This window comes from Caulobacter zeae, assembly GCF_002858925.1.
Taxonomy (GTDB): Bacteria; Pseudomonadota; Alphaproteobacteria; order Caulobacterales; family Caulobacteraceae; genus Caulobacter; species Caulobacter zeae.
In genome coordinates, this window is record NZ_PJRS01000046.1 from 47,263 (window position 1) to 72,106 (window position 24,844).

27 protein-coding genes are annotated in these 24,844 nt (G+C 68.5%); 11 read left to right on the plus strand and 16 right to left on the minus strand.

The window, feature by feature from the left end:
• Positions 1–48: 48 nt before the first annotated feature.
• A complete protein-coding gene (locus tag SGCZBJ_RS22135) occupies positions 49–1,524 on the plus strand; it encodes a flavin-containing monooxygenase (protein ID WP_101720092.1) in 1,476 nt (491 codons plus the stop codon).
• A gap of 28 nt (positions 1,525–1,552) precedes the next feature.
• Here SGCZBJ_RS22135 and SGCZBJ_RS22140 read toward each other — a convergent pair whose 3' ends face one another.
• Complete coding sequence (locus SGCZBJ_RS22140; RefSeq protein ID WP_101720093.1) at positions 1,553–2,056, minus strand: hypothetical protein; 504 nt, start codon at positions 2,054–2,056, stop codon at positions 1,553–1,555.
• Positions 2,057–2,211: 155 nt separating this feature from the next.
• On the opposite strand from SGCZBJ_RS22140, the gene SGCZBJ_RS22145 reads away from it, so the two are divergent.
• Positions 2,212–2,787 (plus strand): hypothetical protein, encoded by a 576-nt coding sequence (locus tag SGCZBJ_RS22145; protein ID WP_101720094.1) that lies wholly within the window; start codon positions 2,212–2,214, stop codon positions 2,785–2,787.
• Between the two features lie 102 nt (positions 2,788–2,889).
• Here SGCZBJ_RS22145 and SGCZBJ_RS22150 read toward each other — a convergent pair whose 3' ends face one another.
• The 3 genes from SGCZBJ_RS22150 to SGCZBJ_RS22160 form a co-directional block, all read right to left on the minus strand.
• On the minus strand, positions 2,890–3,786 hold the full coding sequence (locus SGCZBJ_RS22150; protein WP_101720095.1) for a bestrophin family protein: 897 nt from the start codon (positions 3,784–3,786) through the stop codon (positions 2,890–2,892).
• 101 nt (positions 3,787–3,887) lie between these two features.
• Positions 3,888–4,490, minus strand: a complete 603-nt coding sequence (locus tag SGCZBJ_RS22155; protein WP_101720096.1) for a DUF3052 family protein — start codon at positions 4,488–4,490, stop codon at positions 3,888–3,890.
• A gap of 3 nt (positions 4,491–4,493) precedes the next feature.
• The gene (locus tag SGCZBJ_RS22160; protein ID WP_101720097.1) at positions 4,494–5,297 is read right to left on the minus strand and encodes a crotonase/enoyl-CoA hydratase family protein; all 804 of its coding nucleotides are present in this window, start codon (positions 5,295–5,297) and stop codon (positions 4,494–4,496) included.
• A 233-nt stretch (positions 5,298–5,530) separates the two neighbouring features.
• On the opposite strand from SGCZBJ_RS22160, the gene SGCZBJ_RS22165 reads away from it, so the two are divergent.
• From SGCZBJ_RS22165 to SGCZBJ_RS22175, 3 genes are all read left to right on the plus strand, one after another.
• Positions 5,531–5,893, plus strand: coding sequence for a response regulator (locus SGCZBJ_RS22165; protein WP_240621608.1), 363 nt, complete (start codon positions 5,531–5,533; stop codon positions 5,891–5,893).
• A 49-nt stretch (positions 5,894–5,942) separates the two neighbouring features.
• Entirely contained in the window at positions 5,943–6,557 is a 615-nt protein-coding gene (locus tag SGCZBJ_RS22170; RefSeq protein ID WP_101720099.1) for a pyridoxamine 5'-phosphate oxidase family protein, read from the plus strand.
• 250 nt (positions 6,558–6,807) lie between these two features.
• A complete protein-coding gene (locus SGCZBJ_RS22175; protein ID WP_101720100.1) occupies positions 6,808–8,424 on the plus strand; it encodes a carboxylesterase/lipase family protein in 1,617 nt (538 codons plus the stop codon).
• A 191-nt stretch (positions 8,425–8,615) separates the two neighbouring features.
• Here SGCZBJ_RS22175 and SGCZBJ_RS22180 read toward each other — a convergent pair whose 3' ends face one another.
• Together SGCZBJ_RS22180 and carA are read right to left on the minus strand one after the other, a co-directional pair.
• Positions 8,616–9,020 carry a globin family protein gene (locus SGCZBJ_RS22180; RefSeq protein WP_058350106.1) on the minus strand — a complete coding sequence of 135 codons (405 nt, stop codon included), beginning with the start codon at positions 9,018–9,020 and terminating at the stop codon, positions 8,616–8,618.
• A 149-nt stretch (positions 9,021–9,169) separates the two neighbouring features.
• Complete coding sequence (carA, locus tag SGCZBJ_RS22185) at positions 9,170–10,336, minus strand: glutamine-hydrolyzing carbamoyl-phosphate synthase small subunit (protein ID WP_101720101.1); 1,167 nt, start codon at positions 10,334–10,336, stop codon at positions 9,170–9,172.
• Between the two features lie 243 nt (positions 10,337–10,579).
• On the opposite strand from carA, the gene SGCZBJ_RS22190 reads away from it, so the two are divergent.
• The 4 genes from SGCZBJ_RS22190 to SGCZBJ_RS22200 all read left to right on the plus strand — a co-directional run bounded on the left by SGCZBJ_RS22190 (position 10,580) and on the right by SGCZBJ_RS22200 (position 12,808).
• Positions 10,580–10,879, plus strand: a complete 300-nt coding sequence (locus tag SGCZBJ_RS22190) for a DUF1272 domain-containing protein (protein ID WP_101720102.1) — start codon at positions 10,580–10,582, stop codon at positions 10,877–10,879.
• A gap of 103 nt (positions 10,880–10,982) precedes the next feature.
• On the plus strand, positions 10,983–11,141 hold the full coding sequence (locus tag SGCZBJ_RS25805) for a hypothetical protein (RefSeq protein ID WP_165799412.1): 159 nt from the start codon (positions 10,983–10,985) through the stop codon (positions 11,139–11,141).
• Between the two features lie 81 nt (positions 11,142–11,222).
• Entirely contained in the window at positions 11,223–12,089 is an 867-nt protein-coding gene (locus tag SGCZBJ_RS22195) for a dienelactone hydrolase family protein (RefSeq protein WP_101720103.1), read from the plus strand.
• A gap of 14 nt (positions 12,090–12,103) precedes the next feature.
• Entirely contained in the window at positions 12,104–12,808 is a 705-nt protein-coding gene (locus tag SGCZBJ_RS22200) for an HAD family hydrolase (protein ID WP_101720104.1), read from the plus strand.
• A gap of 139 nt (positions 12,809–12,947) precedes the next feature.
• Here the strand turns inward: SGCZBJ_RS22200 and SGCZBJ_RS22205 are convergent, their stop codons facing one another.
• The 7 genes from SGCZBJ_RS22205 to SGCZBJ_RS22235 form a co-directional block, all read right to left on the minus strand.
• Entirely contained in the window at positions 12,948–14,039 is a 1,092-nt protein-coding gene (locus tag SGCZBJ_RS22205) for an acyltransferase family protein (RefSeq protein ID WP_101720105.1), read from the minus strand.
• A 37-nt stretch (positions 14,040–14,076) separates the two neighbouring features.
• Complete coding sequence (locus SGCZBJ_RS22210) at positions 14,077–14,445, minus strand: VanZ family protein (RefSeq protein ID WP_101720106.1); 369 nt, start codon at positions 14,443–14,445, stop codon at positions 14,077–14,079.
• Positions 14,446–14,676: 231 nt separating this feature from the next.
• Positions 14,677–16,254 (minus strand): phosphoglycerate dehydrogenase, encoded by a 1,578-nt coding sequence (serA, locus tag SGCZBJ_RS22215; RefSeq protein WP_101720107.1) that lies wholly within the window; start codon positions 16,252–16,254, stop codon positions 14,677–14,679.
• A 60-nt stretch (positions 16,255–16,314) separates the two neighbouring features.
• On the minus strand, positions 16,315–16,794 hold the full coding sequence (locus SGCZBJ_RS22220) for a hypothetical protein (RefSeq protein WP_101720108.1): 480 nt from the start codon (positions 16,792–16,794) through the stop codon (positions 16,315–16,317).
• A 5-nt stretch (positions 16,795–16,799) separates the two neighbouring features.
• Positions 16,800–17,975: a phosphoserine transaminase gene (locus tag SGCZBJ_RS22225; RefSeq protein WP_101720109.1), complete on the minus strand. Its 1,176-nt coding sequence runs from the start codon at positions 17,973–17,975 to the stop codon at positions 16,800–16,802.
• Positions 17,976–18,122: 147 nt separating this feature from the next.
• Positions 18,123–18,548, minus strand: coding sequence for a hypothetical protein (locus SGCZBJ_RS22230; RefSeq protein ID WP_101720110.1), 426 nt, complete (start codon positions 18,546–18,548; stop codon positions 18,123–18,125).
• 60 nt (positions 18,549–18,608) lie between these two features.
• The gene (locus tag SGCZBJ_RS22235; RefSeq protein ID WP_338065469.1) at positions 18,609–18,881 is read right to left on the minus strand and encodes a hypothetical protein; all 273 of its coding nucleotides are present in this window, start codon (positions 18,879–18,881) and stop codon (positions 18,609–18,611) included.
• 236 nt (positions 18,882–19,117) lie between these two features.
• On the opposite strand from SGCZBJ_RS22235, the gene SGCZBJ_RS22240 reads away from it, so the two are divergent.
• Together SGCZBJ_RS22240 and SGCZBJ_RS22245 are read left to right on the plus strand one after the other, a co-directional pair.
• On the plus strand, positions 19,118–21,004 hold the full coding sequence (locus SGCZBJ_RS22240) for an ATP-binding protein (RefSeq protein WP_101720112.1): 1,887 nt from the start codon (positions 19,118–19,120) through the stop codon (positions 21,002–21,004).
• Between the two features lie 257 nt (positions 21,005–21,261).
• Entirely contained in the window at positions 21,262–21,621 is a 360-nt protein-coding gene (locus SGCZBJ_RS22245) for a hypothetical protein (RefSeq protein WP_101720113.1), read from the plus strand.
• A gap of 3 nt (positions 21,622–21,624) precedes the next feature.
• Here the strand turns inward: SGCZBJ_RS22245 and SGCZBJ_RS22250 are convergent, their stop codons facing one another.
• The 3 genes from SGCZBJ_RS22250 to SGCZBJ_RS22260 all read right to left on the minus strand — a co-directional run bounded on the left by SGCZBJ_RS22250 (position 21,625) and on the right by SGCZBJ_RS22260 (position 24,805).
• On the minus strand, positions 21,625–22,446 hold the full coding sequence (locus SGCZBJ_RS22250; RefSeq protein ID WP_101720114.1) for a PhzF family phenazine biosynthesis protein: 822 nt from the start codon (positions 22,444–22,446) through the stop codon (positions 21,625–21,627).
• Positions 22,447–22,460: 14 nt separating this feature from the next.
• Positions 22,461–23,075 carry a DJ-1/PfpI family protein gene (locus SGCZBJ_RS22255; protein ID WP_101720115.1) on the minus strand — a complete coding sequence of 205 codons (615 nt, stop codon included), beginning with the start codon at positions 23,073–23,075 and terminating at the stop codon, positions 22,461–22,463.
• Positions 23,076–23,173: 98 nt separating this feature from the next.
• The gene (locus tag SGCZBJ_RS22260) at positions 23,174–24,805 is read right to left on the minus strand and encodes a family 43 glycosylhydrolase (protein WP_101720116.1); all 1,632 of its coding nucleotides are present in this window, start codon (positions 24,803–24,805) and stop codon (positions 23,174–23,176) included.
• Positions 24,806–24,844: the final 39 nt, after the last annotated feature.

Below are 24,844 nucleotides of genomic sequence, written 5' to 3' on the forward strand. Positions count from 1 at the left end.
ACTTAAAACAGGATCCGGGCTCACCGGACCACGGGGACGGAGACGGCCATGAGCACGGAATATTTCGACGTCCTGATCGTCGGGGCGGGCCTGTCGGGCATCGGCGCGGCCCATCACCTGACGCGGCGCTGCCCAGGCAAGACCTACGCCATTCTCGAGGCCCGCGACGCCATCGGCGGCACCTGGGACCTGTTCCGCTATCCGGGCATCCGGTCCGACAGCGACATGTACACCCTGGGCTACGCCTTCAAGCCGTGGCGGCAGGCGAAAGCCATCGCCGACGGCCCGTCGATCCTGAACTACGTGCGCGAGACGGCGACCGAGGCCGGGGTGAACGAGCACATCCGCTTCCGCCACAAGGTGCGCCGCGCCGAATGGAACAGCGAGACCGCCAGCTGGACGGTGCAGGCCGAGCGGGTCGACACCGGTGAGACGGTCGAGATCGCCTGCGGCTTCCTCTACATGTGCGCCGGCTACTACGCCTACGACGCCGGCTACACGCCCGATTTCGAGGGAACCGACCGCTTCAAGGGCGCGATCGTCCACCCTCAGCACTGGCCCGAAGGCCTCGACTACGCCGGCAAGACGGTGGTGGTGATCGGCAGCGGCGCGACGGCGGTGACCATCGTGCCTGAGATGGCCAGGACCGCCGCCCACGTCACCATGCTGCAGCGCTCGCCGACCTATGTGGTCTCGCGCCCGGCCGAGGACGGCCTGGCCAACTGGATGCGGGCGAAACTGCCGGCGATGACCGCCTACGGGATCACGCGCTGGAAGAACGTGCTGATCACCATGCTGTTCTTCAACCTGGCCCGGAAGAAGCCGGAGAAGACCAAGGAGCGGCTGATCAACCTCGTGCGCGACCAGCTGCCCAAGGACTACGACGTCGAGACCCACTTCACGCCGCGCTACAATCCCTGGGACCAGCGGCTGTGCCTGGTGCCTGACGCCGACCTCTTCGACGCCATCAAGAACGGCTCGGCCTCGGTGGTCACCGACCACATCGACACCTTCACCGAAGAGGGCCTGCGGCTGAAGTCGGGCAAGACGCTGGAGGCCGACATCGTCGTCACCGCCACCGGCCTGCGCATGCAGCTCCTGAGCGGCATGGACGTCGTCGTCGACGGCCGCTCCGTCGATCTGGCCAAGGGCTTCAGCTACAAGGGCATGATGTTCAGCGACGTGCCGAACCTGGCCTCGGCCTTCGGCTACACCAACGCCTCGTGGACGCTGAAGGCCGACCTGACCAGCGAGTATGTCTGCCGCCTTCTCAACCACATGGACCGGGCGGGCATGGACATCTGCGTCCCCCACCTGGACCAGCCCGACATGGCCGCGACCCCTTGGCTCGACTTCTCGTCGGGATACGTGCAGCGGGCGATGGACAAGTTCCCCAAGCAGGGAACCAAGGCGCCGTGGAAGGTGCACCAGAACTACGCCCTGGACCTGGCGGCCCTACGCCTGGGCAAGCTGGACGACGGGGTCATGCGGTTCTGGCGCAAGCGCGCCAAGGCGGCGGCCTGAGAGCCGCCGCCCGGCCAGGCGCTCGCCCTCAGAGCACGTAGATCGGCGTGCCGGACGTCACCTGCATGACGCCGAGAATGGTGCATCCGCTGCCGTTGTAGAAATAGTAGCCGCCATTGTTCGGGAAGACCCCGCCATGCTGCCAGTGCACGTCCAGGTACCCGGGCGAGCAATAGGTGTATGAGCCTCCGGTAAAATAGCGGAGATTGAATCCGTTGATGTAGAGCCTGCTGCCGCTTCCGACGCTCACCTGCCATGGCAGGTCCAGGAACTCCACCGTGTCGCAAGATCCGGGGCCGAGCGCGCTGGCGCTCGTGACGGTGGCTAAGCCGCCGGCGCCGCTGGCCGGGACATCGATGGTCATGGAAACCTGGCAGTCGAATCCGGGATAGAAGGCGTTCATCTGGCCGGTGGTGGTGAACGTGGTCGGGTTCGGTAGGATGACCTGGGCCTGAGCCGAAGGAACGGCGAGCGACGCCGCAAGGACGAGCGCGGACAGGCCTGAAACAACCCTGAACATTTCTTCCTCCATGTTTTCCTTGAAACACCACCTAAGATATAATTTACAGAGATGTAAATCAATGTGGACTGAGACGGGGCGGACGGCGGGAACCCAAGGCCCAGCTTGCCGTTCCTGATCGGCGTTCATCACCCTATGATGGGCGCGAAGCAGTGGAGCGGGGTGTCATGCGGGCGGTTCTGACGAAGATTGCAATCCTGGGCGCGGCGGCGTCCCTGGCCACGGGCTGCGCCACGGCCCAGCCGGCCTATCCCGCCAAGCCTGCCCAATCGACCACGGCCGGCAAGCCCCCGCCGCCGCCAGCCAAGGACTCCGACGGCGACGGCCGGCCCGACGGCTGGCGCGAGAAGTCGATGGAGATCGGCACGCAACCGGCCCGCGATGTCGGCCTGTCGAAGAAGAAGATCCCGCCGGTGCTGGAAGAGGCCCTGGCCGATCCCTACAGCCTCAAGGGCCTGAAGACCTGCGCCAAGCTCGTGGTCGAGATCCAGAGGCTGAACGACGTGCTGGGCCCCGACTACCAGACCGGCAACGAATACACCGAGAACCGCACCGGCAAGCTGGCCGAGGCCGGCGGCAAGGCGATCGTCAACTCGATCATCCCGTTCCGCAGCCTGGTGCGCGAAATCTCCGGCGCGGCCCCCGCCGACCGCCACCTGGAAGCCCTCGGCGACGCGGGCCTGGCCCGTCGCGGCTTCCTTCGCGGCGTGCACCAGAAGCAAGGCTGCAAGCAGCGGTTCTGAGACAAAAGACCCTCCTCCTGAAGGGGGAGGATCTTCGGCGCCAAGATGCTCCCCCTCTGGGGGAGCTGTCGCGGAGCGACTGGGGGGACCTCCCCCGGCCTCCTAAGTCAGCCGGTACCCCTTGGCCTCGATCACCGGCGGCAGCTCCTCGCGGCCCAGCGAGAACAGCAGGTCGCGCTCGATCGTGCGGACCATGGCGTCCAGCGGCAGGTCGTTGTCCTCCAGGCCGAACGGGTCCTCCAGCTGGTCGCCCAGGGCGTCGAGGCCGAAGAAGGTATAGCCGATCAGTAGCACCAGGGCCGGCGTCCACCAGCCTAAGGCGTGGGCCAGGGCGAACGGCAGCAGCAGGCAGAAGACGTGCGCCGTACGGTGCAGCATCAGCGAATAGGAGAAGGGCGACGGCGTGGCCTTGATCCGTTCGCACGCGGCCTGGACGTGGCTGAGCTCGGTCAGCCGGGTCTCCAGCACCGACAGGTGGATCGGGGTCACAGCGCCCAGCCCCTCCAGCCGGGCGCAGTCGGCGCCGACGGCGGCCAGCGCCGCGTCGGTCGGATTGGGCGCGGCCGCTATGCCCGGAACCTCGCGCCAGCGCGCGATCGCCGCCCGTTCGTCCTTGCCCCGCAGGCGCGCCGCCAGCCCGCCGGCGAAGCCCGCCAGGCCCAGCAGCAGCGGCTCGCGCTGCTCGGCCGGCAGCCCTTGCGTCTGCCGCGCGAAGCTGCGGGCGGCGATGATCAGGCCGCCCCAGAGCTTCCGCGCCTCCCACCAGCGGTCGTAGCAGGCGTTGTTCCGGAAGCTCATGAAGATCGACAGCGACAGGCCGATCAGCGTGAAGGGCAGCGCGTTCAACCGCTCCAGCGCCGCAGGCCAGCGCTGGGCCGTCAGCACCGCGCCGATGGACACCAAAAGCAGCACCGCCAGCCTTCCAGCGATGCTGGGCAGGATCGAGCCACGCAGGGCGAAGGCGATTTCGAAAAGGCCAGCGCGACGCCCTACGATCATGATCCCGCTCCGTCTGAGGGCGTCCGTTCGCAGGACCGCCGGTCAAAACCCCGAACGCCTCGCCCCAATTACGGGAGGGATGGAAGGGCGGCGCCCAATCCTCAGCCCTTGCGCCGCACGAACCGCAGCGCCGTGTGGGTCTTGGAGAAGGCGCAGACCTTGGTGTCGACCAAGCCGACGCCCCGCGCGGCCGCCATGACATCGACGTCCTTAAGCGGCGCGGTCTTGCCCTTCTGAGAGACGACCCAGATCGCGCCCTTCTCGGCCAGCGCCCCTTGCAGGTCCTCCAGCCGGTCGAGCTGCCCCAGGTCGTCGGCGGCCAGGAACAGCAGGTCCAGGTCCTCGAAGTCCTCGCCGGGTCCGATCTCGGCCTCGACGCGGTCGGCCAGTTCGTCGAGGAAGGCCTCGTCGTCGACGCCGTCGACCGCCACCTTCATGCCCGGCTTGACGCCCAGCTTGTCCAGCCGCGTGGGCGGATTGAGGATGGCGTGCACCCACTTTTCGGCCTGGCCGGGATCGAGGCTGAAGCGCGTGCCGTCGGACAGGACGATGTCGTCGCCCTCGGCGCGGATATCCCGCAGGGCGTGGCCCTGATAGATGCCGCGTACGGCTCCGCGGAAGATTAGCTTGGGCGGCTCCCACAGGAGCTTGCCGTCGCTTTCGCCGTCGCTGAGCTGGCCCCAGGCCCGCGCTTCCTTGCCCATGCCTCAGGCGCCCCGGAACGTGGGTTGGCGCTTTTCGAGAATGGCGTCGACGCCTTCCATGTGATCCTCGGTGTGGTGGGCGATGGCCTGAGCGGCGGCGCTCATCTCCATCAGGGTGTCGTAGCTCGCCGTCTGGCCGTGCTTGAGCAGACTCTTGGCCATGCGCAAGGCGTGAGGCGGTTGCTGGGCGATCCGCTCGGCCAGGGCCAGGGCCTCGCCCATCAGGTCGGCCGAGGGCACGGCGCGGCTGATCAGGCCCCACTCGGCCGCCTTGGCCGCGTCGATGACGTCGCCGGTGAACAGAAGCTCGGCCGCGCGGCTCATGCCTACGGTGCGCGGCATCAGCCAGGCGCCGCCGTCGCCGGGGATCAAGCCGAGCTTGAGGAAGGTCACGCCGAACTTGGCCGTATCGGCGGCGATGCGGATGTCGGTCATGCAGGCCACGTCGCAGCCCAGGCCGATGGCCGCGCCGTTGACCGCCGCGATCGACGGGACCTCCAGGCCGTAGATGGCCCGCACGATGCGGTGGATGTTCTTGCGGTAGCCGTCGCGCACGGCCACGCCGTTGCCGCCGAAGGCGCCCTCGCGGGCCTTCATCGCCTTGACGTCGCCGCCCGCCGAGAAGGCCTTGCCCGCGCCGGTCAGGATCACGCAGCGGATCTCCTGGTCGTCGTTGATCGCCTCGCAGGCGGCCGCCACCTGGTCGCCGTCGCCCGGCGCGCCCAGAGCGTTCATCGCCTCGGGACGGTTGAGGGTGAGGATGGCGACATGGCCGCGCTTCTCGGTGAGGACCAGCGGTTGGGTCATGGGTGTGGGGCGCTCCTGCTCGTCTTGTTTTTCCCACTGCATAAAGGCTTTCGGCCAGGGAGGGAAACGGCCCGGCGACGCTCTCGCCTCGCGGGCGGCGCCATCACGGCGGCGTGACCGCTCGTGCGTGCAGCAACACATTTCTGAGGACCAACACGCGAAATCGATTGGCGAGAACTGAAAGTTCGGGTTGTAGTCTTGTAAGGGACGACAGCGGATTGGCGTTAAGTGCAGTGAAACGGTCCCAAGGCCACGCGCTCATCATCGAGGACGAGATCCTCATCGCGCTCGAGGTCGAGGCCCTCCTGGCCGCCCAGGGCTATTCAAGCTTCGACATCGCCGACAGTCCGCAGGAAGCCCTGACCTGCGCCCTGGCCCGCGCGCCCGACCTGATCACCGCCGACTTCCGCATCATCGGCGGCACGGGGCTGGAGGCGGTCGAGGCCATCGAGGCCAAGCTGGGGCGCATCCCGACGGTGTTCGTCACCGGCAACGCCAACCAGTTGGCCGACGCCCGCCGCACCATCGTCGACAAGCCGATCTCGCCCCGCCGCCTGGCCGAGGCGTGCCAGCAGGCCCTGGACCGCCGGGCCTGACAGGCGCGGCCTGCCGCTGCTAGGCTCCCCGCCGAACGGGAGACGGCGCATGGCGATCATCGACACCCTGGAAGCGCTGGAGGCGATCTACAGCCCGGCGCCCGTCGCGGCCTCCACCGCCAAGGTCAGCGATCGGCTGACCCCCGACTATCGCCGCCTGGTCGAGGCCTCGCCGTTCCTGGCGCTCGCAACGGTCGGCCCCGAGGGCCTGGATTGCAGCCCGCGCGGCGACGCCCACGGCCTGGTGACCATCGCCGACGACCGCACGCTGATCCTGCCCGACCGGCGCGGCAACAACCGCATCGACTCCTTACGCAACATCGTCCGCGACCCGCGCGTGGCGCTGCTGTTCCTGATTCCCGGCTCGGGCACGACCTTCCGGGTCAACGGCCGCGCGGCGATCAGCGCCGACGCGGACCTGCTGGCGGGGCTGGCGGTCGACGGCAAGACCCCGCGCACGGCGGTGATCGTCACCATCGAGGAATGTTACTTTCAGTGCGCTCGGGCGGTGATGCGGGCCGGGCTGTGGAACGCCGAGGCCCAGGTCGACGCCAAGAGCCTGCCCAGCGCCGGGGCGATGCTGGCCTCCATTACCGACGGCGAGGTCGGCGGACCGACCTATGACGAGACCTGGCCCGCGCGGGCGGCCGCGTCGATGTGGTGAGCTCAGGGAACCTCCCCCTGTGGGGGAGGCGATCGCGCAGCGATCGGTGGGGGGCGTGGCTGCGAGGGCGGCCAACACCTCGAAAGCTGAAAACGTCCCCCCCGCCGGCCTTCGGCCGCCTCCCCCACAGGGGGAGGTTCCTCGGACTTCGGCGCTGACCCGATCTCCCCGCGCAAAATGGATTGTCACCGGTGTCATGGTTCGTGCTAGCCATGGCGCAAGCTCGTCAGAAGCGCCGGAGGAACACCCCATGGATCGTCGCAGCCTGCTGCTGGCCGCCGGCGCGGCGGCCGCCGCCAGCGCCCTGCCCGCTCACGCCGCCAAGCCCGCCGGCCCCGCCCGCTCGCCGATCGTGACCACCGCCGCCGGCAAGGTGCGGGGCGCGACCACCGCCGACGGCGTCCACGTGTTCAAGGGCTTGCGCTATGGGGCCGACACCGGCGGGGAGGGTCGCTTCGCCCCGCCCCGCAAGCCCCAGCCCTGGACCGGCGTCGCCGACGCCCTGGCCTATGGCGCGGCCTCGATGCAGACCGGCAAGGGCGAGGAAGGCGAGACCCTCTCGGAAGACTGCCTGTTCCTCAACGTCTGGACCCCGGCCAAGGCGTCCAAGACGGGCCTCGCCGACGGCGGCAAGCGGCCGGTGATGTTCTACATCCACGGCGGCGCCTACAACGGCGGTTCGGGGGGCAGTCCCTGGTACGAAGGGACCAAGCTGGCCAAGCGCGGCGACGTCGTGGTGGTCACCGTCAACCACCGCCTGAACGCCTTCGGCTATCTCTACCTGGCCCGCCTGTTCGACGACCCCGGCGTCGCCGACAGCGGCAATGTCGGCCAGCTGGACATGGTGCTCGCCTTGCAATGGGTGCGCGACAACATCGAGGCCTTCGGCGGCGATCCGGGCCGGGTCATGCTGTTCGGGCAGTCAGGCGGCGGGGCCAAGATCGCCACCCTGCTGGCCATGCCGGCCGCCAAGGGCCTGTTCCACCGCGCCGCCACCATGAGCGGCCAGCAGGTCACCGCCGCCGGCCCGTTCAATGCGACCAAGCGGGCCAAGCTGTTCCTGGAGAAGCTGGGGATCAACGACCTGGCGACCCTGCGCGCCCTGCCCGCCGACCAGCTGCTGAACGGGCTGAAGGCGATCGATCCCGTGGCCGGATCGGGCGGGGTCTATATGGGCCCGGTGCTGGACGAGCGGTCGCTGACCCGTCACCCGTTCTTCCCCGACGCGGCGCCCCAGGGCCTGGACGTGCCGCTGATCTGCGGCAACACCCATGACGAGACGCGCGGCTTCGTCGGCTCCGATCCCAAGGTGTTCGACATGACCTGGGCCCAGGTGGTCGAAAAGCTGCCGTCCCAGTTCAACGCGCGCATCGACATCGACCCGGCCACGGTGGTGGCGGCCTATCGCCGGATGTACCCGCACTACTCGCCGTCGGACGTCTATTTCGCCGCCTCTACGGCGGGGCGTTCGTGGAAGGCGGCGATCCTGCAGGCCGAGGCCCGCGCGCCCACCCGCGCGCCGGCCTGGGTCTATCAACTCGACTGGAAATCGCCCAAGGACGGCGGGATCTGGGGCGCGCCCCACACGCTGGATATCTGCCTGGTGTTCGGCACGCTGGACGCCAAGGGCGCGATCGTGGGGACCGACGCCCGCAGCCAGGCCATGTCCGACACCATGATGGACGCCTTCGTCGCCTTCGCCCGCACCGGCGATCCCAACTGCGCGGCGATCCCCAGGTGGGAGCCCTACACCCTGCCCCGCCGCCAGACCCTGGTGTTCGACGAGACCACCCGCATGGCCGACGACCCCCGCGGCGGCGAACGCGAGCTGTTCAACAAGGTGCCGTTCACGCAGTTCGGGACGTAAACTCGATCCCTACAACGGGTAACCTCTCCCATAGGGAGAGGGAGGGGCCCATGCGCAGCATGGGAGGGTGAGGGGTTACACCCTCACCGCATTGCCCTGGATCGTGCCGACACGCCAGCCAACCTCATAACCCCTCATCCTCCCACGCCTGCGGCGCGGGCCCCTCCTTCCCCTCTGGGAGAAGGTGAAACTTAGGCCGCCACTTCGCCCTCTTCGTCCTCATCCTCGTCGTCGAAGTCCTCTTCGTCCGGCCCCAGGGCCAGGTCGCGGAGGAGTTCGATCTGGTCGGCGACGTCGGCGGTGATCTCGTCGTCGATCCCGGCGGCTTCGAGGGCTGCGGCCAGGTGGCCGATGATCAGGTCGAGCTCGTCGTCCTCCAGCGCATTGGCGCCGAACCACACCTGAGCCAGTTCAAGGTCGCCGCGGGCCTCGCCGGCCTCGGGATCGAGGGCGCCGGCCACCACGGCGCGGGCGCCGGGCGGGATCTCGCCGCCGAACAGGCCGGAAAGCCGCGCGTCGCCCTGGGCGCGCTGGAAGAAGTCGTCGATCACCGACTGGGCGGCGGCCTCGCCGCCGATGCGTTCATAGGCGCTCATGCCGTCCTCACGAGGTCTGGGGAACGGCTGGAACGCTAACACGGGTCGCTCAATCGCTGCGTGAACCCTGGGCGATGGTTTCGTGACAGGACCCGGAAACGAAAAACGCCCCGCCTTTCGGCGGGGCGCTTGATCCTACTTCGCGCTGTTTACTTCGCTTGGTCCATCAGGCCGGCGAAGCGCTCGAAGATGTAGAGGCTGTCGGTCGGGCCGGGCGAGGCTTCCGGGTGGTGCTGGACGCTGAACACCGGCTTGTCCTTCAGGGCGATGCCGGCGTTGGTGCCGTCGAACAGCGAGACGTGGGTCTCCTGCACCGGCTCAGGCAGGCTTTCGCTGTCGACGGTGAAGCCGTGGTTCATCGACACGATCTCGACCTTGCCGGTGGTCAGGTCCTTGACCGGGTGGTTGGCGCCGTGGTGGCCCTGTTCCATCTTCACGGTCTTGGCGCCGAGAGCCAGGGCCAGCATCTGGTGGCCAAGGCAGATGCCGAACACCGGCTTGCCGCTGGCGACCAGCTTCTGGATTTCCGGCACGGCGTACTCGCCGGTGGCGGCCGGGTCGCCCGGGCCGTTGGACAGCAGAACACCGTCGGGGTTGCGGGCCAGGATGTCTTCGGCCGAGGTGCTGGCCGGAACGACGGTGGCGCGGGCGCCCACGTGAGCCAGGGCGCGCAGGATGTTGCGCTTCACGCCGTAGTCGATGACCACCACTTCGTACTTGGGGGTCTCGAGCTTGGCGTAGCCGGCGGGCCACGACCACAGGCCCTCGTCCCAGGTGAAGGTCTGGGTGGTCGAGGCGTCCTTGGCCAGGTCCAGGCCGACGACGCCCGACCAGTCGCGGGCCTTGGCCTTCAGGGCGTCGAGGTCGAACTTGCCGTCCGGCGCATGGGCGATGACGCCGTGCGGCATGCCGGTCTCGCGGATCTTGCGGGTCAGGGCGCGGGTGTCGACGCCGGCCAGGCCGACGACGCCGCGGCGCTGCATCCAGCCGTCGAAGTCGCTGTTGGCGCGCCAGTTGGCCGGATCGGTCGGGACGTCGCGGAAGATCGCGCCGCGGGCGGCCGTCTCGGCCACGCCGGTGACCTGCTCGACGTCTTCGCTGTTCGTGCCGACATTGCCGATGTGCGGGAAGGTGAAGGCCACGATCTGGGCCATGTAGGACGGATCGGTCAGAATTTCCTGGTAACCGGTCATGGCGGTGTTGAAGCACACCTCGCCGACCGCGTCGCCGACCGCGCCGCAGCCCACGCCCTGCAGGACGGTGCCGTCGGCCAAAACCAGAACGCCGGTGACGCCGGGGAGAAGGTCTTGGGACATCTCGAGAAGCGCCTCCAGAACGCGTGGTTATTGTTGCAAAAAGGCGGGCCAGGGAGAACCCCGCCCGCCGCGCAAACGGCGGGGTGTTTAGGGGTCGTGGGCGGGGGGGTCAACCCCTCGGATCACGGCTTTTCGCGACCCGCCCCACATTCCCGTGATCTCCCAACGCGCCCCCTCGCGCGGACGCCCCTCAAGCCCTTATGGTGCGGGGCTTCAACGCATAAGAACACGGGAGGACGGCCCTTGCTCGAACTGCGCCCCAACTGCGAGTGCTGCGACCGCGACCTGCCGCCCCACAGCGGCGAGGCCCGGATCTGCACCTTCGAGTGCACCTTCTGCGCCGACTGCGCGGAAACCCGATTCCACGGCGTCTGCCCCAATTGCGAGGGCGACCTGGTGGCCCGGCCGATCCGCCCGGACAGCAAGCTGCACCGCTTTCCCGCCTCGCTGCGGCGGGTCACCAAGGCTCACACGGCCTACGCCAAGCCCCGGCCTCCCGTCGGCCCCGGCAGCGGTCGCGACGGCTGGAGTGTGACCCTTTAGGCGCACCCTGGATCAATCGGTCGCACGCCTGCATCCACCGGCGGTTCAGGCCCGTTAACTCGTCAGGCCCCACAAGCTTGGGCTTAAACGAGGAGATGGAATCATGACCGCCGCCGTCCACGATCGAGCCGCCCCGAAGCGCGCGCCGAAGATCGCCTGGACGCGCCTTCCGGGTCAGTCGCTGGCCGGCCAGGCGCTCGGCGTGATGCTGAGCGCGGGCGTGGTGATCAGCGGCGTGGTCTTCGTCGTCCTCAGCTTCTGAACCTTATCGCGAGCCGCCGATTGCCTTCGGCGTCAGGTCGTGCACCGTGCGGGCGCCTCTGTTCAGCAAGGAGCCCGCGCGATGTGCGACGACGACATCCATCCCGGCCTGGTTCATGATCCCCGCGTCTCGCGCCGCACCTTCGGCCTGATGACCGCCGCCGCCGGGGGCCTGGCCGCCACCGCCGCCCGCGCCGACGACAAGGTCGTGGAGACCGACGTCACCATCAAGACGCCCGACGGCGAGGCCGACGCGGCCCTGTTCAAGCCGGCCGGCAAGGGCAAGCACCCCGCCGTGCTGATCTGGCCCGACGTCATGAGCCTGCGCCCCGTGTTCCGCGACATGGGTCGCCGCCTGGCCGCCGCCGGCTACGTGGTGCTGGTTCCCAACCTCTATTATCGCGTGAAGAAGGCGCCGGTGATCGACGGGACCTTCAACTTCGCCAACCCCGAAGACCGGGCCAAGATCACGCCGCTGCGGGCCACGGTCACGCCCGAGGGCACGGACCGCGACGCCCTGGCCTACGTGGCCTTCCTCGACGCCCAGAAGGAAACCGACAAGGGCCGCAAGATCGGCGTGCAGGGCTACTGCATGGGCGGGCCGCTGTCGTTCCGCACCGCCGCCGCCGCGCCGGGCCGTATCGCCGCCGTCGCCAGCTTCCACGGCGGGGGCCTGGTCACGGCCGATCCCTCGAGCCCGCACCTGCTGATCCCGAAGACCCACGCCGAGTACCTGATCGAGGTCGCCGACAACGACGACAAGAAGGAGCCCGACGTGAAGGACAAGCTGAAGGCCGCCTTTGCCGAGGCCAAACGCCCGGCCAAGGTCGAGGTCTTCGAGGGCGCCGCCCACGGTTGGACGGTCAAGGGCAGCCAGGTCTACAACGAGGCCGCCGCCGAACAGGCCTGGACCAACCTGCTGGACCTCTACAAGCGCACGCTGCGCTGATGTAGACGGAGGGGATGAGCCTCATCACCACGGTCGGCGTCGACGCCGACGACACCCTCTGGCACTGCGAAAGCCTGTTCCGGCTGACCCACAAGCGGTTCGTCGAACTGCTGTCCGACTTCGGCGACGAAGAGCGGATCAACAGCCAGCTGGCCGTGGCCGAGAAGCGCAACCTGCGGATCTATGGCTACGGGGCCAAGGGCTTCACCCTGTCGATGATCGAGACCGCGCTGGACCTGACGGACGGCGCGGTCTCCACCCGCGTGATCCGCGAGATCCTGGCCGTCGGCCGCGAGATGCTGACCGAGCCGGTGGAGCCCCTGCCCGGCGTCGAGCGGGCGCTGGCCGAGCTTTCCAAGCGCTATCGCCTGATCCTGATCACCAAGGGTGATTTGCTGCACCAGGAGCAGAAGCTGGCCGCCTCGGGCCTGGGAGACCTGTTCGCCGCGGTCGAGATCGTCTCGGAGAAGGACGCGGGCACCTATCGCCGGGTGTTCGAGCGCTACGGCACCGGCGCCGAGCAGGGCCTGATGGCCGGCAATTCGATGCGGTCCGACATCCTGCCGGCGCTGGAGGCCGGCGCCTGGGGCGCGCTGATCCCCTACCCGCTGGTCTGGGCCCACGAAGCCGCCGAGGCGCCGGTCGGGCACGAGCGCTATGTGGAACTGGCCTCGATCGCCGAACTGCCGGCGTTCGTGGATCACGTGTCCAAACGCTAGCCCTTCTCCATCACTACCCCCTTCTCCCATGGGGAGAAGGAGGGGCCCGCGCCGCAGGCGTGGTAGGATGAGGGGGTAAGACGTTTGAGGGTGTAACCCCTCACCCTCCCATCGCCTCGCGATCGGCCCCTCCCTCTCCCTATGGGAGAGGTTTCTTTTTCTTCCCCCACCGCGCGATCGCATCCCGCGCGGGCTTCTCGAAATACATCAGCGACGCATAGCTGACCGGGATCAGCACCAGCCCCCAGAAGAGGCACCACAGGCGCATGACGTCGCCATCCAGGTGCAGCATCCCCAGGCCCACCCAGTTCAGGGCGATCTTCAGCACGATCGGGTGGAGCATGTAGATCGAGTAGGACAGCTGCCCCCAGGGCGCCAGCCAGCGCACCACGGGGCCAGGCCTGGCCGGCGCATTGTCGGCCGCCACGCCCAGCAGGCCGACGGCGTAGCAGACGAACAGCAGCAGGTCGCGATCCAGCTGAACGGCGCAGCCGGCGACGAAGGCGACGCACGAAGCGAAGAACCACCACTTCGCGGCCGGCAGGCGGCCCAACGGCCCGCGGATCTTGTAGGCGATCATGCCGACCAGGAACCCGGGCGCGGCGCGGGCGATCCCGAAATCGGCGGTCCACATGTGGAAGGGCTGCTGCGCCGGAATGGCGAACAGCGCCGCCAGGATCACGGCGGTGACCACGGTCAGCCAGGCCGTTCCGCGCATGGCCAGCCACAGGAGCAGCGGCAGCAGGAGGTACATCGCCCACTCGGCGCTGATCGACCAGCTGACGAAGTTGAAGGTCTGGGCCCGGCAGATGCCGAAGGCTTGCAGGTTCAGGATGTTGGGTACGACGCAGGCCGGGTCGTAGCGGGAAGGATCGCGGTCGTTCACGAGGCCCATGACCCCGGCGACGGCGATGACGATGAAGACGCCCAGCGTCAGCCAGTGCAGCGGCATCAGGCGCGCCACCCGCTTCTGCAGGAACCAGCGGAAGTCCGACAGCGTGCGGATCCGGCCCGTATAGACGGCGCTGATCACATAGCCGGAGATCACGAAGAACAGGTCGACGAGCAGGCTGAAGCTCTTGACCGTGTCGTCCACCGCCTGCCACCGGCCGTCGATATTGATGAACCGGTTGAAGTGGAAGACGACGATCAGCACCGCGCCCAGCGCCCGCAGGGCGTCCAGGTGCAGCATGTCGTCGGAATCGGTCTTGAGCGGCGGGAACTTCTTCACGCGCCAGTGGTGAGCGCGCCGCCGGGAACGGTCAAGCTCAGCCGGCGGGCAGCTTGCGGCGGATCGCGCCGACCAGGCTGTAGGCATAGGCGGCCGTCACGCCGCAGAAATCCGCCACCAGGTCGCCCCACGACATGTCGCGCCCGGTGAAGTGCTGCACGATCTCGATCAGCCCGCCGAAGGCCACCAGCACGGCCGCGATCCGCCACAGCCGGCTCTTGGGCAGGGCCAGGCAGCCGAGCACGGCCAGCACGTAGAAGACGATGAAGTGCTTGGCCTTGTCCCACGGGATCAGGCCGACGCTGTCGTCGCCCGGCGTGATCGCTTTCCAGAACGCGTAGGCGGCGGCCGCCACGAACACGGCGAAGGCCAGCCAGTTGATCTTGCGCTTGAAGCTGCGGGACATCGGGGCTCCTGGACGAGGCGGGCCCCTGCCCTAGCCGCTCATCTGGGGCGTGAAAATGGCGCGCGAGCCGGAGCGGCCATTCTTGTCGGGCTCTGCACGCGATCTGCAATCGTGCGGCGGAAACCTCGCCCTTCGACAGGCTCAGGGTGAGGTTTCTCTGCCGTCGAGGCCAAACATGATCCTCATCCTGAGCTTGTCGAAGGACGAGGATCACGCAGGGTCGTTCAGTCTTCAGAAGGTCAGCGCGCGGGCTTCCTTCACGTGCGGCAGGGCCTGGATCTTGGCCAGCAGCTCTTCGCTCGGGGCCTGGTCGACGCCGACCAGGGCGATGGCGTCTTCATCCGCCGAGACGCGGCCGAGGTTGAAGGTGGCGATGTTGACGCCCGCTTCGCCCAGCAGCATGCCCAGGGCGCCGATGAAGCCCGGCTTGTCGAGGTTGTTGATGTAGAGCATGGCCGGCGAGAAGCCCGCGTCCAGCTCCATGCCCTTGACCTCGATGACGCGCGGGGCGCCGGCGATCACCGTGCCGGCGAAGGCGCGCTTGCCCTTCTCGGTGGTGATGGTCACGCGCAGCAGCGAGTCATAGGTCGGGCTCTTTTCCTGGCGGCTTTCCGAGACGGTGACGCCGCGTTCCTTGGCCACGGCCGGGGCCGAAACCATGTTGATCTCGGCCAGCATCGGCTTGAGCACGCCGGCGAGAGCGGCCGAAGTCAGCGGCTTGACGTTGAGGTTGGAGACCTCGCCCTCGAAGGCGATGTCGATGGCCTTGATGCCGAAGTCGACCATCTGGCCGGCCAGGGCGCCGATCTTCTCGGCCAGGGCCACGAACGGCTTCAGCTTGGGGGCTTCCTCGGCGCTGACCGACGGGCTGTTCAGCGCGTTGGTCACGGCGCCGGTCAGCAGGTAGTCGCTGACCTGCTCGGCCACCTGCAGAGCCACGTTCTCCTGGGCTTCCGAGGTCGAGGCGCCCAGGTGCGGGGTGGCCACCACCTTGTCCGAACCGAACAGCGGGTTTTCCTTGGCCGGTTCGGTGACGAACACGTCGAAGCCGGCGCCGGCCACATGGCCTTCGTCGAGCAGCTTGCGCAGGGCGGCTTCATCGACCAGGCCGCCGCGGGCGCAGTTGACGATCAGCACGCCCTTCTTGGTCTTGGCCAGGTTCTCGGCCGACAGGATGTTGCGGGTCTTGTCGGTCAGCGGCGTGTGCAGGGTGATGACGTCGGCGCGGGCCAGCAGCTCTTCCAGCTCGACCTTCTCGACGCCCATCTCGATGGCGCGCTCGGGGCTCAGGAAGGGGTCGTAGGCCACGACCTTCATCTTCAGGCCCAGGGCGCGGTCGGCGACGATGCCGCCGATGTTGCCGGCGCCGATCAGGCCCAGGGTCTTGGCGTAGAGCTCCACGCCCATGAAGCGATTCTTTTCCCACTTGCCCGCCTGGGTGCTGGCGTCGGCGGCGGGGATCTGGCGGGCCAGGGCGAACATCATGGCGATGGCGTGCTCGGCCGTGGTGATCGAGTTGCCGAACGGGGTGTTCATCACCACGATGCCCTTGGCGGTGGCGGCCGGGATGTCGACGTTGTCGACGCCAATGCCGGCGCGGGCGATGACCTGCAGCTTGTGGGCGGCGGCGATCACGTCCTTGTCGAGCTTGGCGCCCGAGCGGATGGCGATGCCGTCATAGTCGCCGATGACGGCGATCAGTTCGTCCTTCGACAGGCCGACCTTGATGTCGAAGTCGAGGCCGCGGTTCTTGAAGATGTCGACGGCGGCGGGGGAAAGCTTGTCGGCGATGAGGACGCGAGGAGCCATGGTCAGGTGTTCCTTGTCGGCGGTCGGACCGCGCTTGTGTCTTTGTTTCTAAAGCCGCGCTCAGCGAAGCCAGCGCAGCATGTGCGGGAAGGGAGCGACCCCGCGCTCGGCCGCCTGTCGCGGCTCGAGGGCAAGGCCGTAGAACTGGAGCAGAGGCACGCCGATGGCGCCCCCGGAGGTGAAGGTCTCGACCAGCCACCCGGCGTCGCCCTTGTAGCCTTCCGGATGGAAGACCACGCCGGGGTCGAGCTCCAGGTGGGTCAGGGCGGCCCAGGACCACGCCAGGGCGGCCATCTCCTCGCCGTCGGTGGGTTCGAGCCGTTCGGCCTTGCGGCCTTCCGGTTCGGTGACGGCGATGTGGCCGGCCTCGTGCAGGATGTCGCCGGGGTGGGCGAGACGCTGCTCGTCGATCACCAGCCCCCCGAAGCGGATGTCCACTCCGGGAAGGAAGGTGTCGTCGGGCAACTCGCCCGCCGTGACGTCGATGCCGATGCCGATGACGAAGTCGGCCAGGCGCTGCGTCAGGGGATCGGCGAACACCGGCTTCAGGCCGCCTGGAGCGTGGCCGCCTTGGTCTCGGCGAAGGCCCAGTCGAGCCACGGCGTCAGGGCCTCGAGATCCGAGGCCTCGACCGTAGCGCCGCACCAGATGCGCAGGCCGGCCGGAGCGTCGCGATAGCCGCCGATGTCGAGGGCCGCGCCCTCCTTCTCGAGCAGGCTGGCCAGCTTCTTGGCGAAGTCGGCCTGGGCGTCGGCCGGCAGGGCGGCGATCTGAGCGTCCACCACCTTCAGGCAGACCGAGGTGTTGGAGCGGATTTCCGGCGAGGCGGCCAGGAAGTCGACCCAATCGGTCTTCTCGACCCAGTCGGCCAGGACCTTGAGGTTCTGGTCGGCGCGGCCCTGCATGGCCTGCAGCCCGCCGATCGAGGCGCCCCATTGCAGGGCGTCGAGCGCGTCTTCGACGCAGAGCATCGACGGGGTGTTGATCGTCGCGCCCTCGAACAGGTCGAGCGTGACCTTGCCGTTCTTGGTCATGCGGAACAGCTTCGGCATCGGCCAGGCCGGGACGTAGCTTTCCAGGCGGGCCACGGCGCGCGGCGACAGGATCAGGATCCCGTGCGCGCCCTCGCCGCCCAGCGCCTTCTGCCAGGAGAAGGTCACGACATCGAGCTTGGTCCAGTCCAGGTCCTGGGCGAAGGCGGCGCTGGTGGCGTCGCAGATGGTGATGCCTTCACGTTCGGCCGAGATGAAGTCGGCGTTGGGCACGCGCACGCCCGAGGTCGTGCCGTTCCAGGTGAAGACCAGATCCTTGGCCGGATCGACCTTGGCGGTATCGGGCAGCTCGCCGTACGGGGCGCTGAGCACCTCGACGTCCGGCAGCTTCAGTTGCTTGGTGACGTCCGTGACCCAGTCCTTTCCGAAGGACTCGAAGGCCATCAGCTGCACGGGGCGGGCGCCCAGTATCGACCACATCGCCATCTCGACGGCGCCGGTGTCCGAACCGGGGACGATGCCGATCAGGAACTCGGCCGGCACTTCCAGCACGTCGCGCGTCTGGTCGATGGCGGCCTTCAGGCGCGCCTTGCCCAGCTTCGAGCGGTGCGAACGGCCAAGGACCGCGTTCCTCAGATTTTCAGGGGACCAGCCGGGGCGCTTGGCGCAGGGGCCGGAAGAGAACTCGGGGCGAGCCGGACGGATTGCCGGCTTGGCGAGGGTAGTCATAGCGATGTCTCCCATCCTTACAGATGGACTGCGCCCCGTTGGGGGGGCGTGGCCCGCCGGCGAAAAACCGCGTTTTCGCCCGGAAGGCAAGACCGAAATTTTGAAAATTTATTCCACGGGCCGCGACGGATCGTCCGGCCAGGGCAATTATTTTGCGGCGCGAGCCTTGCGACGCCAGGCCAGCAGCGTGCCTACCAGCACCGCCAGCAGGACGCCGATGGTGTTGATGTTGTTGACGCTTCTGTAGAGGTAGTCGTGCGGCTTCTCGACCACCAGATAGTAGGCGTGCAGGCTGAACTGCACCGCCTGCAGGATCATCGCCACGCCCAGCCATTGGCTGACGAAGCGCATGGCCAGCATCAGGAAGGCGACCGCCAAGGCCGCGTCGATGACCAGCAGCACGACCGCCTGCACGCCTTCCGGCAACAACCTGTGGGTGATCATCACGGCCAGCGCGCCGAGCAGCACGGCCAGGGATCCCATGCGTTCGGGACGACTTCCCTTCAGCCATGCGAAGGCCACCAGCGAGACGATCGCAATCCAGATCGCGGCGGAGATGGCGCTAGCAAGCATGCGAAAGGCCCCTAACGCAAATTAGGGGCCCTGCTAAGTTAAAGTCTTGCAACTTTGCCGTCAGGCGACGGTGCGAAGACCTTCGGACTGACCGGTCGTGCCACCGAGGTCGCCCGACTTGTCTTCCACGCCCGCCAGCTTCGTGCGGATGCCCATGCGCAGCTTCACTTCGTTCAGCTGGCCATGCATGTCGACCATGGCGCTGCGGGCTTCTCCCAGCGCGGCCAGGGCCTCGACCAGCTTGGCGCTGGCCTTGTCGCCGACGACCGCCGACAGGCCGAGGTCCTTACGGGCCTTCAGCATGTCCGCCATCAGTTCGGCGGCTTCCATCATCGCCGTATCAACGGCGTTCTCGGTCGCGAAAAGCTTATTGGCGACACGTTGAGCTACGAAAACTTTTTCCACACCCGACTCCTCCAGAGAACCGAGTGAATAGGTAAACGAATCATTAACGCGGCCGCAATCGAAAATGCGCCCTAGCGTTGTTTTGTCGCGACTGCACCTGGGGCTGGAAGCGAGTCGTTAGGAACCTTGCGGCAAAATGGCCATGTTTGACCTGCGGAAGGGCCATGGACGACACGCGCCGCAATTCGGAAGCCGCTGCTCACGCGCCCTTGCAGGCGCGAATCGCCGGCGTGGCGCTGGGCACCACGGTCGCGGCGCTGACCGCCGCATGCCTGTGCTTCATGCTCCAGCAGTGGAGCGTGGCGCGGCAGGAAGCCCGCGAGAACCACCGCGTCCTGGCCGAGATGGTGGCCGCCGGCGCCGCCCCGTCCCTGGCCGACCACAACGCCGTCGGCGCCAGCCGCGCCCTCGACGCCGTCATCCGCGCCCCGCACGTGGCCGGCGCGCGCCTCACCGATCTTTCCGGCCAGACCGTCGCGCGCATCGGCGTCGACAACGAGGCCAATGTCGAAACCCTGACCCGCCCCGTGGTGCTGCAAGGCCGCAAGGTCGGCGAGCTGGCCCTGGTGGCCCGCCAGCCCAGCCTGGTCGAGATCCTGGCCCGCGACCTGGCCCTGACCGGCGCCCTGTTCTTCGGCGCGGCGGGCCTGGCCATCCTGCTGGCCAACAGCCTGGCCCGGCGCATGACCAAGCCGATGCAGCGGCTGTCGGACGCCATGCACGACATGGCCCAGGGCGGCCGCTACAGTCCCGTGCAGCAGGCCAGCGACGACGACGTCTTCCACAGCCTGACCGACAGCTTCAACCACCTGGTCTCGCGCCTGGAAGCCAACGACCACGACCTGCGCTCGGCCATGGGCGAGCTGGTCAAGGCCCGCGACGACGCCAACGCCGCCAACGTGCTGAAGTCGCACTTCCTGGCCAATATGAGCCACGAGATCCGCACGCCGCTGAACGGCGTGCTGGCCATGACCGAAGTGATGGCCATGGACGACCTGTCGGCCAAGCAGCGCGAGCGCCTGTCGGTGATCCGCGAATCCGGCGGCCTCCTGCTGGCCGTGCTCAACGACGTGCTCGACCTGTCGAAGATCGAAGCCGGCCGCCTGGAGCTGGTCGAGCGCGACTTCGACCTGTCCGCCCTCGCCGCCTCGCTGCGCGAGACCTTCGTCGGCCAAGCCCGCGACAAGGGCCTGGAGTTCGGCGTCATGGTCGCCCCCGAGGCCCTTGGCAGCTGGCGCGGCGACGCCGACCGCCTGCGACAGATCCTGACCAACCTGGTCTCCAACGCCCTGAAGTTCACGCTGGAAGGCGCGGTCTCGGTGCGCTTCGCCTCGGCCGAGGACGGCTCGGGCCTGCGCATCGACGTCACCGACACCGGCATCGGCATCGCCGCCGACATCGTGCCGCGCCTGTTCGACAAGTTCGTTCAGGCCGACAGCTCGACCACCCGCCGCTTCGGCGGCTCGGGCCTTGGCCTGTCGATCTGCCGCGAACTGGCCGCCGTCATGGGCGGCGGCATCCACGTCCAGAGCCGCGAAGGCCAGGGCTCGACCTTCACCGTCGTCGTGGCCATGCCGCGCGGCAAGGGCGAGATCCAGGCGCCCGCGCCGGCCGCCGTCGAGCCCGTCGACGAGAGCGCCCCGCGTCGCCTGCGCGTGCTGGCCGCCGACGACAACCTGACCAACCAGAAGGTCATCGCCGCCGTGCTCGCGCCCCTAGGCGCCGAGGTGGCCCTGGTCGCCGACGGCGCGGCCTGCGTCGAGGCCTGGCGCGCCGGCGGCCACGACGTGATCCTGATGGACATCCACATGCCGGTGATGGACGGCGTTGAGGCCGCCCGCACCATCCGCTCGCTGGAGAAGGCCGAGGGCCGTCCCCGCACCCCGATCGTGGCGGTGACCGCCAACGCCCTGGTCCACCAGGTCGAGGGCTACCTGGCCGCCGGCATGGACGGCCACGTGGCCAAGCCGATCGAGGTCACCAAGCTCTACACCGCCATCGAGGACGCCGTGGCTGCGGCCGCTCGCCTGGCCGCGGCCGAGGCGGCCTGAGCGCCGTACACGGCCCTCGCCCTTCGACAAGCTCAGGGTGAGGACCAGATGCAGGCAGGGCGACAGAGAAGCCTCTTCCTGAGCCTGTCGAAGGGCGAGGCTTCCACCCCTGCGGCGCTCGCTCCGCGACATGACAACGACTTCAGGTAGATGAACTCAACATAACGACGGGCTCAGAACCGCTTCAGGCGGGACGTGGTTTCTTGTCTTCAACGTCGTCGCGACCGGCGACGGACCAGTTGAAAGGAACCGAACCGATGAAGAAGATCATTCTGCCGATCGTTGCGGTCTCGGCCCTGGCGGCCGCCACCGTCCCCGCCGCGGCCATGGCCCAGCCCATCAACCAGCGCCAAGCGCAGCTCGAGCAGCGTATCGACCGCGGCGTGCGCACCGGCGACCTGAACCGCCACGAAGCCCGCCGCCTGCAAGGCGAACTGCGCGAAGTCTCGCGTCTCGAATACCGCTACCGCGCCAACGGCCTGAACGGCTGGGAACGCGCCGACCTCGACCGTCGCCTGGACCGCATCAGCGCCCAGATCCGCTACGAGCGTAACGACCGCGACTACGGCCACGGCTACGGCCGCGGCGGCCAGAACGATCACCGCGGTCGTTGGTAACCACTAGGCCGGCTCCACCCGGAGCCGGCTCTCCACCACGGTGAGGCCGCGGCCGCGCAGGATCACGCGCGCGCCGCGGCTTTCGCATGACAGGTCCCCGCCCCGGCCGGGATAGGCCTGGTGGAACTCCAGCGCCTCCTTGCCCAGCTTGTCGCCGTACAGCGGCATCAGGATGCAGTGGGCCGACCCCGTGGTCGGATCCTCGGGAATGCCGGCCGCCGGGGCGAAGAACCGGCTGACCACCGCATAGGGTCGCCCTTCGTCGGCCAGCGCCACGGCGATGACCTGGCCCTTGCCGTCGGTCGCTCCGCTTTCGACGCGGTTGAGGCCGGCGAAATCGGGCTCCAGGCGCCGCACCGCCGCCTCGTCCTCCAGCACAGCCACCAGATAGGCCCCGGCCCAGGCCTCGACCACCGGCGCGCCCAGGGCCTCGGCGAGACCCGCCGGAATCTCGACCCGGCGCGGCGGGTTGGCCGGAAAGTCCATCTCCAGCCGCTCGCCTTCGCGCCGCACCCGCAGCTCGCCCGACAGGGTGTCGAAGGCCAGCACCTCCACATCGACGCCCAGTTCGGCGAACAGGGCGTGGGCCGACGCCAGGGTGGCGTGGCCGCACAGGGGCGCCTCGCGGGCCGGCGTGAACCAGCGCAGGCCGAAACGCGCCGGGTCGGCGGTCTTCAGCAGGAAGGCCGTCTCGGCCTGGTTGTTCTCGGCCGCCAGGGCCTGCATCCAGGCGTCGCTGGGCCAGCGGTCGAAGGGCTCGACCACGCAGGCAGGATTGCCCTTGAAGGGGGCGGACGCAAAGGCGTCGATGGTCCACTGGCGCATGAAGGCTCCTTCAGTCAGGCGGCGTCGGCGACGGGCAGATGGGGCGTGATCGCGGCCAGGGCGCGGGCGACATAGGCCTGCTTCTCCCCCACCGGCGCGACGTAGTGGATGGCGGCCTCGGCCTGCTCCAGGCCCGCCAGGCGGGCGATGGTCCAGGCGGCCAGATACTGCGAGGCCAGGCAGCCGCCGGCGGTGGCGACATTGCCGTGGGCGACGAACGGCGCGTCCAGCACCTTCACCCCGGCCTCGACGACCCAGGGCCTGGTCGTCAGGTCGGTGCAGGCCGGCAGGTCGCCGACCAGGCCGAGCCTGGCCAGCAGCAGGGTTCCCGAGCACTGAGCGCCGATCAGCTGGCGCGACGGGTCCAGCGCGAGGCGCGACAGCAGGCCTTCGTCGGCGGCGATCTGCCGGGTCTTCGAACCGCTGCCGATCAGCACCGCATCAGCTTCGGCGGCGTACTCCAGGGGCTGCTGGCGCTGCACGGTCACCCCGTTCAGCGAGGTCACCTGCGGCGTCGGAGACGTGATGAACGCGGCCCAACCGTAGGCCTTCATGCGGTTGAGGATCGCCGAGGCGATGAACGAGTCGAGCTCGTTGAAGCCGTCGAACGTCAGAACCGCGATCCGCACCAGGGCCTCCTCGTCAGGGCGAGGCCATAGCGGTAGCGGGCAATGATCCATGAAGCAAAAGGAGTATTGCCACTGTGACAATACTCCCAAGCGGTCCGTCAGGCGCTCTCGTCCACCTTCGGCAGGCCGGCGCGATAGACGAAGTCGCGCAGCTTCACCTGTCCGCTTCCCGCGGCGTAGAGCCCCAGCTTCAGGCTGATGAAGCCGCCGAACACGTTGTGGTGCATGCCCGAGACCTCCATCCGCGTGCCGTGGCGGCTCCAGGTGCGTCCGTCGTCGTAGGAATACCAGTAGGTGACGACGTGCTCGTCGTTGCGGATCTTCAGGCGCAGGCGGCGGGCGTCGTGCTTGACCCGCGCCCAGGCCAGCTCCTCGGCGTACTGGAAGGTCTTCAGGGCTGTCGGCGTGAAGCCGAGACCCACGAAGGCTTTGTGGTTGTAGAACAGCAGGATCCCCGCCTCGGCCTCGCCGGTCAGTTCCAGCGAGATCTCGGCCTCGTACGAGCGGTCGCCGACGATGCAGGTCAGCGGTGAGCTGTCGATCGGCGAGCCTCCCTTGCCCTTCAGCGTCAGCGCCTTGCCGCCGTAGGTCGCGCGCGACGCCTCGTCAGGCCCCGGCTCATGGAAGGCCCACTGCACGCCCATGCGGTCGACCGAGAAGTCGTCGCTCAGCGACATGCCCGAGGGCCCGGCCTTGCCGCCGCGCGGCTTGCGGATGGGCTTGGAGAGATCCCCGCCCAGCGGCCTGAACCAGCCGTCGGCCGTCCATTCGATCGGCTCCAGCAGGGTCTGGCGGCCCAGCGTCCAGTAGCCGTTTTCGTAGCCGTGATAGACCATCCACCAGTCGCCGGCCGGTCCCTCCACCAGGCTCGCATGACCGCGCGACCACCAGGGCTCGTCCTTGCTGCGGGTGCGCACCAGCGGATTGCGCGGGCAGTGCTCCCAGGGCCCGTGCACCGAGCGCGAGCGGGCGGCGATGACCATGTGGCCGGTCACCGGACCCGCCGTGCCGCCGACGGCCGTGATCAGGTAGAACCAGCCGTTGTGGCGCAGCAGCTTGGGGCCCTCGGGCGCGAAGTTCTCGACGATCCAGTCGTCGGGATAGCGCCAGGGATCGTAGGCCTTTTCCAGCTGGCCGCCGGTGGCCAGGCCGTCGTCGGTCAGGCGGATCTTGCGCACGCCGTTGACGAAGAGATAGCGCCGCCCGTCCTCGCCGACGACGTGGCCCGGATCGATGCAGCCGCTGATCTTCAGGTCGACCGGATCGCTCCACGGCCCCTCGATGCTGTCGGCCCAGATAGCGAAGATCGACCAGCCCTGCCCCGTCGGATCGGCCGGGATGTAGATGAAGTAGCGGCCCTCGTGCCTGACCAGGTCGACGGCCCAGATCGTGCCCAGCGGCTTGCGCAGAGCCGGGCCGACCGGCGTCCAGTTCACGAGATCCGTCGACTTCCAGATCACCAGCCCCGGATAGGCCAGGAACGACGAGAACGTCATGTAGTAGACGTCGCCGTCCTTGAGGATCGTCGGGTCGGGATGATCGCCGCTGATGATCGGGTTCAGGTACGTCCCGTCGCCCAGGTCGGCGACGCGGCGGCCGTCGGGACCCTTGCCCCAGGTCGGCGCGGCCTTCTCGACCGGCTTGGCCTCGGCGGCCTGCACCGCCAGGGCGGGCGCGGCGGCGGCGCCCGCCAGGAGGCCTTTGAACAGGGTGCGGCGCGGCAGGGCCATAGGGTCGCTCACGAAAATGATAGCGCTATCAATTCCCGT